Genomic DNA, 12,591 nt, shown 5'->3' on the forward strand with positions numbered 1-12,591 from the left:
CTCGGGCCCATCCCCACTCGCACTCCGGGCCCTCACTCCGCTCGTCTCCACCTCGGCACTCCGAACTCCAAGGATCTGTCATGCGTCGTACCGCACTTGCCGCCCTCTGCCTCGCCGCCGCGGCCACCGTCTCGCTCACCGGCTGTCTGCCCGGCGAGGACAAGGCCGACAGCGAACCGAAGGGCCCGTTCGCCGGCCTGACCGGCGGCGAGATCGCCGACCGGGCCGTGAAAGCCACCTCCAACGCCTCGTCGCTGCGCATGAAGGGCGACATCCAGGAGGACGGCAGCCGGATCAGCCTGGACATGAAGCTCGACAAGAAGGGCGAGTGCGCCGGAACGATGAGCGAGAACGGCCAGGGCAAGGCCGACCTCCTCAAGACCGGCGACACCCTGTACATGAAGTACGACGAGAAGTTCCTGCGTGCCCAGGGCAAGGCCGAGGGCGATTCCGAGGCCGACACCGACGGAGTGGTGGAGGTGCTGGCCGGCAAGTGGACCAAGATGGCCGCGACCGGCGCGGACGCCAAGGAGCTGGCGGGCTTCTGCGACCTCGACTCCGTGGTCTCCGAGTTCCAGGAGGGCAGCACCGCCGCGACGAGAGGCAGGACGACCACGGTCGACGGCACCCCGGCGATCGTCCTGCGCGAAAAGGACGGCAAGGACGTGTACACGCTGTACGTCGCCACCGAGGGCAAGCCCTACCTGCTGAAGGTCGTCAGCGACTCCGCCAAGGACCCGGGCACCGTCACCTTCAGCGACTTCGACAAGCCGGTCCCGACCGAGGCGCCCAGGGGCAAGGTCATCGACTTGGACGCGATGGGCGGCTGACGGGGCCTGCCCCACAGGGCCGTCCAGGGGCCCGCCTCACTGAGCCCGCCCAGGGCCCGCCTCACAGGGCCTGCTCGACAAGAGCAGGCCTCAAAGGGCGTGCCGCACCCACACGTTGGGCTCGACGTACACCGCGTATCCGCGTCGCGGTTCGCAGTGCACCGGCACCAGCGCTCCGGACACCTCGACCTGACCCTCCGCGTCGAACGGCAGCCCCGTCCACCCCCGCCACTCGTCGAGCGACGCCACCACGGTCATCGACGCCGGCGCCACCGCCTCGATGCTCGCGCCCGCCCGGACGTGGACCCGCAGCCACGGGTCGTACGGCAGCCCGTCGTCGCGCGTCCGGAACGCGTACTCCTCCATCGCCGTACGCGGCTCCAGGTGCTTGGCGCTCGGGCGCACCGGAGCGACCACCTCGTCGAAGCCGTGCGCGCGGGCGTTGTCGCGCATCGCCGAGAGCATCCGGCCGGACAGGCCGCCGCCCTGGGCGTGCGGGGCGACCACGATCGAGATCGCGCTCACCGTGTCGGGCCGGGTGCCGCGGTGCAGGTCGGCGAACGCCCACACCAGCACCTCGTCCCAGCCCCGCACCGGCAACTCGCCCCGGCCCTCGGCCCTGAGCGCGAACGGCACGCTGTAGGCGTGGGCGACCACCTCCGCATGCTCGTCCTCGGCGAACAGCACGTACTCCGAAAGCTCGGTGGCGATCCGGTCGTAGTACGCGTCACCGGCGAGGTCGTGACGTATGAACTCGGGCCAGGTGTCGGCCATCCCGACCACCTGGTCGTACATCTCGGGACGCTCGGCGAGGCTCGACACCTTCAACTCCATGCCGCACACCGTAGGCGGCGACCCGGCCACGCGGAACCGTCTTTCAGCCCGCGTGGAACCTGTTCGGCGCCTGCGTCGGGTTGCCGCCCGAGGGGAGCCGCTGTTCCGGACAGCCGGACAGCACCCGCTTCATCGCGGCCTTCTCCGCCTCGGTGACCCACAGCCCGTACTTCTTCTTCACGGCCACCTGCCGGGCCACGTACGTACAGCGGTACGCCTTGTGGGGCGGGAGCCAGGTCGCCGTGTCTCCGTCGCCCTTGCTGCGGTTGCGTCCTGCGTCGACGGCGAGGAGGTTCAGCGGATCGTTGGCCAGCGCTATGCGCTTACTGGCCTCCCACTGCTGGGCGCCCTTCTGCCAGGCGTCCGACAGCGCGATGATGTGGTCTATGTCGACCTCGCTGCGACCGCCTCGTACGAAGGTCACGTCCTTGTTGGTGTACGGGTCCGGGTCGAGCGTCCCGGACCGCACCTCGCAGTCGCCGTCACTGAACTTCACCCCCTTCAAGTCCCGTTTGAGTATGTCGTCGCGGGTGTCGCAGCCGTTCGAATCGGTGTCGGCCCAGGGGCTGCCGAACTTGTCCCGGTCGTAGCCCGTCTTGGGTGCCCTGCCCTTGACGGTCAGTGAGTCGACCGCGGTGAGGGCTGCGCCGCCCGTGCCCGCCGTCTCCCCGGGTCGGGCCGAAGGTCCGGCCGAACCCGTCGTCTCAGCGGTGCAGCCGGTCACGGCGAGCAGCAGGACCGCGCCGCCGGCGACCCTGGTCCAGAGCGTCACGGCACTCCCTCCCCTTGCCTACCCATGTCCGCCCTGAGCGGGCGGTGTTCCTGGTTCTCACCGTACTGGCCAGGGGGGAGGGGCCATTACAGACTTCAAGGGCCTTCGGGGGACTTCACCGGGCAAGTGGTGCACACCGGCATGCGTGGGCGGTGGCGCACTCGGCGTGAGTTCGGCGTGGGGGTGAACGGGTTCGTCACACCTTCCCGATCCCCAAGGTCGTCTCCGACGGCAGCAGCCCCGATCCGAGAATCGCGACCCAGAACTCGCCCAGCAGGTCGGCGAGTCGGCCCGTGGCCGCCGGCCCCAGCGCCTGCCAGGGCGCGGCGGCCAGTTCGTCGGTGTGGTGCTCCACCTCCCGGCGGAGGGCGCGGCCCGCGTCCGTCGCGGTGCCGTCCTGGTGCAGCAGGCCTCGCCCGACGAGCCGTTCACCCGCCGCCGCCCACTCCTGCGCACTCCAGCCGCGACTCGCGAACCGCTCCACGGAAGCGGCACCTGTCGCCGCGAACGACACGAGGGACTCGACAGGGTCGAGGCCCGCGACGAGCAGCGCGGCCAGGTGGCCGTCACCGCGGTGCTCGCGCAGGATCGTCGCCGCGTGCCACACCTGCTGGTGCGGGGTTTCCGGCCAGGGCAACTCGGCGTTGGCGGCAGCCAAGGGGCGGCCCGCCGTGTTCACGGACTCGGCGGCACGGCGGGCCAGGGCGGCCGCTTCGGCGAGTTCGGGACTGGCGACGCGGTCGCCGAATATCGCTCGGTAGGCCCGGCCGATCCCCCGCTCCCGCGCCTCGACCACGGCTTCGGGACTCGTGATCCCCCACGCCGGCTCCATGTGCTCGGCGACCATGCGCGGGCTGAAGCTGTAGAAGGCGGATGCCACGCGCTCACTCCCGACGGCACCCAACGGGGCGGCCCGCAACGGGAAGTAGCTCGGCCAGCGCTCCTCGATGCCGAACCCGAGCGCGGCCACCTCCTCGAAGACCTCCGGCGCGTAGTAGAGGACCGCGTGCAGGGGTTCGAGCAGATGCCACAGCTGACGCACCCTGCCCAGCTCGACCCCACCGGCCCGCACCGCCTCGTCGACGTTTCCAGACATGACGTACCCCCTCGTCTCCGCGTCCGTTCCCACCCGCCCGCAAACTTGACACTGCCTAGATTGCCCGTCCGCGCCGAACTTGTCAATGTCTAGATTCCGCGTACGCTGCTGACCATGACGAGGAGCACCCACACGCCTCCGGCGGAGCCGCCCACCGAACGGCCTGCCGGACCACCTGCTGAGTCGGCCGAGCCCGACCGCCGCCGCACGTACCACCACGGCGACCTGCGCCGCGCGATCCTGGCCGCCGCCCTCGACGTCATCTCCGCCGAAGGCCCCTCCGCGCTGAGCCTGCGCGACCTGGCCCGCCGCGCGGGCGTCTCGCACGCGGCACCGGCCCACCACTTCAAGGACCGCACGGGACTGCTCACGGCGATCGCGGCAGAGGGTTACGAGCTACTGGCGGCCACGCTCACGGAGGCGGCGGATCTGCGGGACGCGGGCGTGCGCTACGTACGCTTCGCGCGCGAGCACCCGGCGCACTTCCAGGTGATGTTCACGCCGGAGCTGCTCCGCGGGAACGACCTGGAACTGACGACGGCCAGAACCCTCGCGGGCGAACGCCTGCGCGCCGCCGTCTCCGCCGTCCCGCCCGAGGGCCGCGGCACCGACGCCCGCCTCGCCGGCGTGGCCGCCTGGTCCCTGGCCCACGGCTTCGCCACGCTCCTGCTGAGCCACAACCTGGACGGGCCGGTGGGCGACCAGGACCCCGAGGAGGTGTTCCGCGCGCTGACCGGCATGCTCTTCCGGTCCGACTGACCCGGCAAGCCAGTGACGGCAACCCAGCAAGTCGCCGCCCCACCGGAAAACCCGCCCCTACGACCGCTGCCCCTACGACCCCAGAATCGAAGCCAGGAACTCCCCCGTCCACCCCAGCAACTCACGCCCCACCAACGGCTTCCCGCCCACCTTCGCCGTCTTCGGCCGGGGTACCAGCAGCTGGTGGGCGGCCGGCTTGATGACGGTCCCCGGGTACAGCCGCTTCAGTCGCAGTTCCTGGGACTCCCTCAACTCCGCCGGTGCGAAGCGGATGTTGTTGCCCTGGAGGACGATCTCGCCGACACCGCACGCCCGCGCGAGCATCCGCAGCCCCGCCACCAGCAGCAGGTTCTCCACCGGCTCGGGCAACTTGCCGTAGCGGTCGACGAGTTCCTCGCGTACGGCCTTGACGTCCGCCTCCGTGTTGGCGGAGGCGATGGACCGGTACGCCTGGAGGCGGAGCCGCTCGCCGGGCGCGTAGTCGTGCGGGACGTGCGCGTCGACCGGCAGCTCGATCTTGACCTCCAGCGGCGGCTCCTCCTCCACACCGCCCTCCAGGGAGGCGCGGTAGTCGGCGACCGCCTCGCCCACCATGCGTACGTACAGGTCGAAGCCCACGCCCGCGATGTGACCGGACTGCTCGCCGCCGAGGAGATTGCCCGCGCCGCGGATCTCCAGGTCCTTCATCGCCACGTACATGCCCGCGCCCATCTCGGTGTGCTGGGCGATGGTCGCGAGGCGCTCGTGGGCCGTCTCGGTCAGGGGCTTCTCCGGCGGGTACAGGAAGTAGGCGTAACCCCGCTCCCTGCTCCGGCCCACCCGGCCGCGCAGCTGGTGCAGTTGCGACAGGCCGAAGTTGTCGCCGCGCTCCACGATCAGCGTGTTCGCGTTGGCGATGTCGATGCCCGACTCCACGATCGTCGTCGACACGAGCACGTCGAACTTCTTCTCCCAGAAGTCGACGACCACCTGTTCCAGGGCCTGTTCGGACATCTGGCCGTGGGCCGTCGCGATCCGCGCCTCGGGGACGATCTCGCGCAGCCGGGACGTCGCGCGGTCGATCGACTCGACCCGGTTGTGGATGTAGAAGACCTGGCCCTCGCGGAGCAGCTCGCGGCGGATCGCCGCGCCGATCTGCTTCTCCTCGTACGGGCCGACGAAGGTCAGGACCGGGTGCCGCTCCTCGGGGGGTGTGGTGATCGTCGACATCTCGCGGATGCCTGTCACCGCCATCTCCAGCGTTCGCGGGATCGGGGTCGCCGACATCGTCAGTACGTCCACGTTGGCCCGCAGCTTCTTCAGCTGCTCCTTGTGCTCGACGCCGAACCGCTGTTCCTCGTCGACGATGACCAGGCCCAGGTCCTTGAACTTGGTCTCCGACGAGAAGAGCCGGTGCGTGCCGATGACGACGTCCACCGAGCCCTCGCGCAGCCCTTCCAGGACCGCCTTCGCCTCGGTGTCGGACTGGAAGCGCGACAAGGCCCGTACGTTCACCGGGAACTGGGAGTAGCGCTCGCCGAACGTGCCGAAGTGCTGCTGCACCAGCAGGGTGGTCGGTACGAGTACGGCGACCTGCTTGCCGTCCTGCACCGCCTTGAAGGCCGCCCTGACCGCGATCTCCGTCTTGCCGTAGCCCACGTCGCCGCAGACCAGCCGGTCCATGGGGACGGTCTTCTCCATGTCCTCCTTGACCTCGGCGATGGTGGTCAGCTGGTCGGGCGTCTCCACGTACGGGAAGGCGTCCTCCAGCTCGCGCTGCCAGGGCGTGTCGGAGCCGAAGGCGTGCCCCGGGGCCGCCATCCGGGCCGAGTACAGCTTGATCAGGTCGGCGGCGATCTCCTTGACCGCCTTCTTGGCGCGCGCCTTGGTCTTGGTCCAGTCGGCGCCGCCCAGGCGGTGCAGCGTGGGGGCCTCGCCGCCCACGTACTTGGTGATCTGCTCCAGCTGGTCGGTGGGGATGTAGAGGCGGTCGCCGGGCTGGCCGCGCTTGGCCGGCGCGTACTCCACGACCAGGTACTCGCGGGTCGCGCCCTGGACCGTGCGCTGGACCATCTCGATGTAGCGGCCGACGCCGTGCTGCTCGTGGACGATGTAGTCGCCCGTCTCCAGGGTCAGCGGGTCGATGGTCTTGCGGCGCCGGGCGGGCATCCGCACGCCGTCCTTGCCTGCGGCCTTCTGCCCGGAGAGGTCGGTCTCGGTGAGGACGGCCAGCTTCAGGGCCGTATCGACGAATCCGTAGTCGATCGAGCCGCAGGCCACGTGGACGACGGACGGGGCGATGGTGCCGAGCTCCGACTCCAAGCGGGCCGCGATGCCCTCGGTGCCGAGCACCTCGACCGTGCGGGCCGCCGGGCCGTGGGCCTCGGTGACGAACACCGTGCGCCAGCCCTCCGCGAGCCAGCCCTTGGTGTCGGCGAGGGCCTTGGCGGTGTCACCGCGGTACGTCTCCGGGGCGTGCATCCCGAGCTTCAGCGTGTCCGCGTCCAAGTCCTCGTCGGCCGCGAAGGGGGACACCGACCACCACATCATGTCGAGCTCGCGGGCCCGGTCCCGTACGTCCGCGATGCCCCACAGGGACGCCGCGTCGACGTCGATCGGCGCCTCGCCTCCACCTGCCGTCGCGGCCCAGGACGCCTGCAGGAACTCCTGGCTCGTCGCCACCAGGTCCGAGGCGCGCGTCCGCACCCGCTCCGGGTCGCAGACGACGGCCATCGAGCCCTTGGGCAGTACGTCGATGAGCAGTTCCATGTCGTCGACGAGGACGGGTGCGAGGGACTCCATGCCCTCCACCGCGATGCCCTCGGCGATCTTGCCGAGCAGCTCGCCCAGCTCGGGGTGCTCCTCCGCCAGCCGGGCCGCCCGCTCCCGTACGTCGTCGGTCAGCAGCAGTTCACGGCAGGGCGGGGCCCAGAGCCCGTGCTCGGCGACTTCGAGGGAGCGCTGGTCGGCGACCTTGAAGTAGCGGATCTCCTCGACGTCGTCGCCCCAGAACTCCACCCGGAGGGGGTGTTCCTCGGTGGGCGGGAAGACGTCCAGGATGCCGCCGCGGACGGCGAACTCGCCGCGCTTCTCGACCAGCTCGACCCGTGCGTACGCCGCCGCCGACAGGGCTTCGACGATCTGCCCGAGGTCGGTCGTCTCGCCGCTCCTCAGGGCGACCGGTTCCAGGTCGCCGAGGCCCTTGACCTGGGGCTGGAGCACGGAACGCACGGGGGCGACGACGACCTGGACCGGGCCGGTCTCCGGGTCGTCGGGACGCGGGTGCGCGAGCCGGCGCAGGACGGCGAGCCGCCGGCCCACGGTGTCGCTGCGCGGGGAGAGCCGCTCGTGGGGCAGCGTCTCCCAGGACGGGTACTCCACGATTCCGTCGGGCGGCAGCAGGGTCCTCAGCGCCGCGGCCAGGTCCTCGGCCTCCCGTCCGGTGGCCGTCACGGCCAGCACCGTACGGCCCGCCTCCCGGGCCAGCGCCGCCACCGCGAACGGCCTGGCCGCGGGCGGGCCCACCAGGTCGACGTGCATACGGCTGCCGTCACCGGCGGCCTTCACCGCTTCGGTGAGTGCGGCGTCCTTGACGACGGCGTCGAGCAGACCGTGCAGGCTCATGAAGAGGTTTCCGTCCGAGAATCAGAGCAGTGGGCAACGCGAAGGGCCCGACACGTCGTACGGGCCGGGGGTCTCCAGCGTACGACGACGCGGCGCGGGCCGGGCGGTCGTGGGTCATCCGGCGCCGGGGTGGGCGTCCCTGGGGGCTCCGCCCCCAGACCCCCGCAGTTGACTCAGCCGGTGTTCGCCAGTGCCGGGGGCTGACTGATGTTCGTTTTGGCTGTGGCCTGCTGGCGGTAGCGGCCGGGGGGTACTCCGCGGGCGCGGACGAAGGCCCGTGAGAACGCCGCCTGGGAGGTGTAGCCGGCGGTGCGGGCGATGTCGTCGATCGCGATGCTGGTCGTGCGCAGCCGTTGTGCTGCTACTTCCATGCGCCATGACGTCAGGTATGCGGCCGGTGTGGTGCCCACCAGCTGGGTGAATCGGCGGGCGAGTGTGGCGCGGGAGAGCCCGGCCTCCCGGGCCAGTGAGCCGACGGTCCAGTCGAGGTGGGGGCGGGCGTGGACGACGGCCAGGACGTTGGCGATGTCGGGGTCGCGCAGGGCGGTGAGCCAGGAGGCCTGGGGGTCGGAGCAGCCGAGGATCCACACGCGCATGACGTGGATGAGGAGCACGTCCACGAGGCGGTCGGCAGCCAGGCTGGATCCGAGCCCGGCACGGTCGAGCTCGCGTGAGAGCAGACGGACCACGTCGTGCAGTTCGTCGTGTCCGGGGCTGTCGGCGGACGCGACGAGAACCGGGGGCAGAAGTCCGGTCAGCGGGTGCGCGAGTTCGGGATCGAAGTCGAAGGAGCCGCTGAGGAATCGGGTGCATCCGCCGGTGCCTTCGATGACCACTTCACCCGGGGCGCACGCATCGAGGCGGCGTACGGGTGCGGAGGGGTCGCTGGCCAGGGCGTGGTAGCGGTGCCGTGGCAGGACCACGACGTCGCCGGCGACGAGCTGACGGGGATCCTCATCCTCGATCAGCAGCCAGCAGGCACCGCTGACGATGGCGTGGAACGTCGTCCCGCCGTCGAGCCCGGGAGGTGTTCCAAGCCCCCACGGGGCGTGGGCGCTGCCCCAGGCCAGCAGCGTTCCGCCGGCCCGGCTGGTCGACAAGACATCTGCAAGTGCATCCATGAGGTCATACTAACTCTGCGCCGCCGATTGAGACATATAGTCAAAGTATTGCGTCAAAGTGTCATTGAAAGGCGCATGACGGAGACGTAAAGTCATTCGCGTGACAGTTCAAATGATAGCCCTGGCCAAGATCAACGACCCTGCGGGTCTGCAGGAGTACAGGGAAAACGTCGGTGCCGTGCTGGAGAAGTACGGCGCGCGGCGCAGCTTCGCCGCTCCGGTCAGCAAGGTCCTCGAGGGCGGCCCGGTGGACGCCGTCGCCCTGCTCACCTTCCCGGACGCCGACGCCGTCGACCGGTTCTACAACTCGGAGGAGTACCTTCGAACGGCGTGAGAGAGCCGACGGATGCAACGTCGGGGCCTTTGCCGCCCCGCCTGTGCCAGGTGGTACGGGCTGACGTCGCGCCGTTCGGCAGTCCGGGCCGTGCGGCGGGTCGGGCGCCTCGTCATCCACGACCATGATCGTTCGACCACCCGGCGGCGGGGAAGGACGACGAAGCCCTTCACGTCCGGCGGGCGACGCACCGTTTTGATCGTGCTGTCGAGGTAGGTCTTGGCCCAGGTCACGAGCTTTCCGGCGTACGCGGAATCGGCCCGGACGATGGAGATCTCGGGGTGCGTGAGCGCGAGACGGAACAGCAGCTCCTTGGCCGCGTCACGGTCACTCGTGTTGGCGGCGGTGACCATGACCAGCAGTGATGTTCTGTGAGTCGACGATCGCGGACGCCGCGCGGGGTGTCATCCCGCCGGCGCGGCGGAACTGGTCGCGGATGACGCCGATGACCCCGGCGGCGGCGAGCAGCGTCGCGGTGACCGCCCACGCGGTGTCCGACGCCGGGGCGTCCAGAAGCCTCGGCAGCTCCGGGACGGTCGGCAAGGACACCAGGGTCTGCATCAGCGAGATCACGATTCCGACGAAGGCCAGCACCGCAACCACAGCGTTCGGCCGGGCCCGGAGGACCTCGCGACGGCCACGCCCGAGCGTCCGGCCCTTCACCCCAACATTCCCCCAACATCGAACAGAACGAGGAACCATGCCCAAGGCATACGTCTTCACCGAGTACGGCGGTCCCGAGACGCAGACCTTCGTCGACCTTCCCAGGCCCGTTCCGGGACCGGGTCAGCTTCTGGTCGCGGTGCACGCGGCCGGGGTGAACCCGGTCGACTGGAAGGTGCGCGCCGGCTACCTGCGGGAGGTCCTTCCTCTGGCGCTTCCGGCAACCCTTGGCACGGAGGTCTCCGGTGTCGTGGAGGAGATCGGCGACGGGGTCGAGGGGTTCAGCATCGGAGACGAGGTCTTCGGGGCCCTGCCGTTGGCCGGCGGCTACGCCGAATACGCGCTGCTGCCGACCCAGGCCGCGGCCCACAAGCCGGCCGCCGTGTCGTTCACGGACGCCGCGACCCTGTCGGTGTCGGCGGCCACCGCCCACGAGGGCATAGGCCGGCTGAACCTCAAGCCCGGCGCCACCCTGCTGGTGAACGGAGCCGGCGGTGGTATCGGTGTTGCCGCCGTGCAGATCGCCCGCGACCTGGGCGCCACCGTGATCGGCACCGCCGGCCCGGGCAAGGCGGAGTTCCTGTCCTCCCTCGGGGCCACCCATGTCGCCTACGGCGAAGGCGTGGCCGACCGGGTCGCCGCCGTCGCCCCGAACGGCGTGGACGCCATCTTCGATCTGGTCGGCGGCGACGCCCTGTACGCCGTCGCCCATCTCGCCGCGGACAAGTCCCGGATCATCACCGCTGCAGATCCGACGGCAGCGGCCGAACTCGGCGGCGGCTACTTCCAGACGGAGCAGACCGGGGAGACGCTCTCCCCGCTCGCCCAACTGGTCGAGTCCGGCGCCCTCGACCCCCACGTCACCAACGTCGTGCCCTTCACTGAGGCAGCGACAGCTCTTGGCGCGGTCGAAGCCGGCCACGCCCTGGGCAAGACCGTCCTGAAGATGCGGTAACGGACGCGGCCGACATGCCGGCGGGCGCGACCTCGAAGAGAGCGGTGCGGATCAGGTCGGCGTGGCGCTCCGCGGTCGGGGAGCGCTTGGCCACCGTTACTCTCCCCGCGGCAGGCGGGCGAGTCCGTCGTCCATGTCGACCTCGCCGGTCTCGGCGGCGGTCTCGATCCAGTCCAGTGTGGCCCGGCAGCGGGCGACGTTCTGCGCCGGCACCGCCCGCTCGTCGCCCGACAGGGTGCGGCCGCACAGCTGGGGCACCGTCTTGGCGCAGGCGGCCACGAAGTGGTGGCAGGCGCCGACCAGATCCAAGAACTCCTGCGTGCGCTCGATCCTGCGAACGGTCCGTCCCGCCGGGGTCTGTCGGCGGAAGGCGCCGGCCTGCTGGCGGGAGCGGTCGGTCTGGGCCCGGTTGACCGCATGGCGGGCGGTGTCGTCGGCGACCACCCGGGAGGCGACCTCCGGACGGCGCAGCACGTCCGAGGCGACCTGCGCGGCCACCGCGTCGTCCTCGATGAGGTCGTGGACGACCTCGGTCTTGTGCTGGGTGGTCTGCGCCTTGTTGACCAGGTGCCGGGCGGTGTCGTCCGCGACCACCTTGGCCGCCACCCCCGGACGGCGCAACACGTCCGTGGCCACCTTCGCGGCGACCTCCTCGTCGTCGGCCAGGCGGTGAATGGCCGCCACCTTCTGCGCGGGCGTCTCCGGGCGGTCCGGGCGCTGCCCGACGTACTTCTTGGCCAGGTCCGTAGTCCAGCGCCGTATCTGCACGCGTTCGTCCAGCGGCGGCGCGTCGATCGCCTCGAACCGGTCGGCGTCTTCCACGATCCCGGCAAGGATGTAGTGGACCTTGTGGGAGACGCCGTGACGACGCCGGCCGGCGGGCCAGCGGTGCGCGGCGAAGCGGTAGCTGCGGACCGTACTGAGTGACAGTCCCAGGTCATCGGCGTAGATCTGCAGCGACACGTTGACGCCGAACGGCTCCTCACCCGGGGCGTGATGCGCACCGCCGTCGGACTGCATCGGCTCGATCTCCAGCGCGTGGTCCCCGATGGTGAACTGGATGCGCTGCATCTGCCCGACCAGTTCCCGGTCGGACGCGATGATCTGCTCGTAGCGTTCTCGGGTGACATGGCGGTCACCATCCCTCACGGGTCAGGGCCCGGCAGACCGCCCCGCACACCGGGCACACCCGCCGGCCCTCGTCTCGCTCCAGCGCGGCCGTCCGCAGTCGCACCCGCCTCAGCCAGTCACCACAGCCCGGACAACGCCGGTCCCATACAGGCCCGTTGACCCCGGCCACCAAACCAGACCAGGCCCACCCAAAGACCCAAAGGACAGGTTCAGAAACGGGCACTCAAACGCCGGACGGGCTGGGGGGACCTGGGCGGGCTCGGGGTGTGCGGGCGGCCTGGGCGCGTGGGTGGGCTGGGGTCCGTGGGCGAGGCTGGGATCGTGGGCGAGGCTAGGGTCGTGGGCGAGGCTGGAGGGCAGGGCGCAGCCCGCCCTCCAGGGGCGCGGGGCTGTGACATCTGCGGCTCCGCCGCGGGGCGCGACCAGCCCCCACCCACCCGCACAGACCCGGTCCGATCGGAAGAGCGTCGGGGAGGGAAAGAGGGGGGGAAGC

The 12,591-nt window shown here is 70.7% G+C and carries 10 protein-coding genes and 2 pseudogenes; 4 read left to right on the top strand and 8 right to left on the bottom strand.

Annotation, left to right across the window (positions count from 1 at the left end; genetic code table 11):
• Positions 1-80 precede the first annotated feature (80 nt).
• On the top strand, positions 81-830 hold the full coding sequence (locus AB0I18_RS17445; protein WP_363106346.1) for a hypothetical protein: 750 nt from the start codon (positions 81-83) through the stop codon (positions 828-830).
• A 90-nt stretch (positions 831-920) separates the two neighbouring features.
• Here AB0I18_RS17445 and AB0I18_RS17450 read toward each other — a convergent pair whose 3' ends face one another.
• The 3 genes from AB0I18_RS17450 to AB0I18_RS17460 all read right to left on the bottom strand — a co-directional run bounded on the left by AB0I18_RS17450 (position 921) and on the right by AB0I18_RS17460 (position 3,532).
• A complete protein-coding gene (locus AB0I18_RS17450; RefSeq protein WP_363106347.1) occupies positions 921-1,664 on the bottom strand; it encodes an N-acetyltransferase in 744 nt (247 codons plus the stop codon).
• A 43-nt stretch (positions 1,665-1,707) separates the two neighbouring features.
• A complete protein-coding gene (locus tag AB0I18_RS17455) occupies positions 1,708-2,436 on the bottom strand; it encodes an HNH endonuclease family protein (RefSeq protein ID WP_363106348.1) in 729 nt (242 codons plus the stop codon).
• A 196-nt stretch (positions 2,437-2,632) separates the two neighbouring features.
• Positions 2,633-3,532: a hypothetical protein gene (locus tag AB0I18_RS17460; protein WP_363106349.1), complete on the bottom strand. Its 900-nt coding sequence runs from the start codon at positions 3,530-3,532 to the stop codon at positions 2,633-2,635.
• A gap of 114 nt (positions 3,533-3,646) precedes the next feature.
• On the opposite strand from AB0I18_RS17460, the gene AB0I18_RS17465 reads away from it, so the two are divergent.
• Positions 3,647-4,291, top strand: coding sequence for a TetR/AcrR family transcriptional regulator (locus AB0I18_RS17465; protein ID WP_363106350.1), 645 nt, complete (start codon positions 3,647-3,649; stop codon positions 4,289-4,291).
• A gap of 72 nt (positions 4,292-4,363) precedes the next feature.
• Here the strand turns inward: AB0I18_RS17465 and mfd are convergent, their stop codons facing one another.
• Together mfd and AB0I18_RS17475 are read right to left on the bottom strand one after the other, a co-directional pair.
• Complete coding sequence (mfd, locus tag AB0I18_RS17470) at positions 4,364-7,894, bottom strand: transcription-repair coupling factor (protein WP_363106351.1); 3,531 nt, start codon at positions 7,892-7,894, stop codon at positions 4,364-4,366.
• Positions 7,895-8,067: 173 nt separating this feature from the next.
• Entirely contained in the window at positions 8,068-9,015 is a 948-nt protein-coding gene (locus tag AB0I18_RS17475; protein ID WP_363106352.1) for an AraC family transcriptional regulator, read from the bottom strand.
• A 100-nt stretch (positions 9,016-9,115) separates the two neighbouring features.
• Between AB0I18_RS17475 and AB0I18_RS17480 the strand changes: the two genes are divergently transcribed.
• Positions 9,116-9,349 (top strand): DUF1330 domain-containing protein, encoded by a 234-nt coding sequence (locus tag AB0I18_RS17480; protein WP_363106353.1) that lies wholly within the window; start codon positions 9,116-9,118, stop codon positions 9,347-9,349.
• 113 nt (positions 9,350-9,462) lie between these two features.
• On the opposite strand, the pseudogene AB0I18_RS17485 reads toward AB0I18_RS17480, so the two are convergent.
• Both AB0I18_RS17485 and AB0I18_RS17490 read right to left on the bottom strand, forming a co-directional pair.
• Positions 9,463-9,811: pseudogene (locus AB0I18_RS17485) on the bottom strand (transposase); the annotation flags it as partial.
• Positions 9,803-10,012, bottom strand: a pseudogene (locus AB0I18_RS17490) (hypothetical protein); the annotation flags it as partial. The pseudogenes AB0I18_RS17490 and AB0I18_RS17485, both read right to left, overlap by 9 nt.
• Positions 10,013-10,049: 37 nt before the next feature.
• Here AB0I18_RS17490 and AB0I18_RS17495 point away from each other — a divergent pair.
• The gene (locus tag AB0I18_RS17495) at positions 10,050-10,967 is read left to right on the top strand and encodes an NADP-dependent oxidoreductase (protein WP_363106354.1); all 918 of its coding nucleotides are present in this window, start codon (positions 10,050-10,052) and stop codon (positions 10,965-10,967) included.
• 96 nt (positions 10,968-11,063) lie between these two features.
• Here the strand turns inward: AB0I18_RS17495 and AB0I18_RS17500 are convergent, their stop codons facing one another.
• Positions 11,064-12,116, bottom strand: coding sequence for a DUF6192 family protein (locus AB0I18_RS17500; RefSeq protein WP_363106355.1), 1,053 nt, complete (start codon positions 12,114-12,116; stop codon positions 11,064-11,066).
• Between the last annotated feature and the right edge of the window lie 475 nt (positions 12,117-12,591).

Source organism: Streptomyces sp. NPDC050704, assembly GCF_040654355.1.
In the GTDB taxonomy this organism is placed as follows: domain Bacteria; phylum Actinomycetota; class Actinomycetes; order Streptomycetales; family Streptomycetaceae; genus Streptomyces.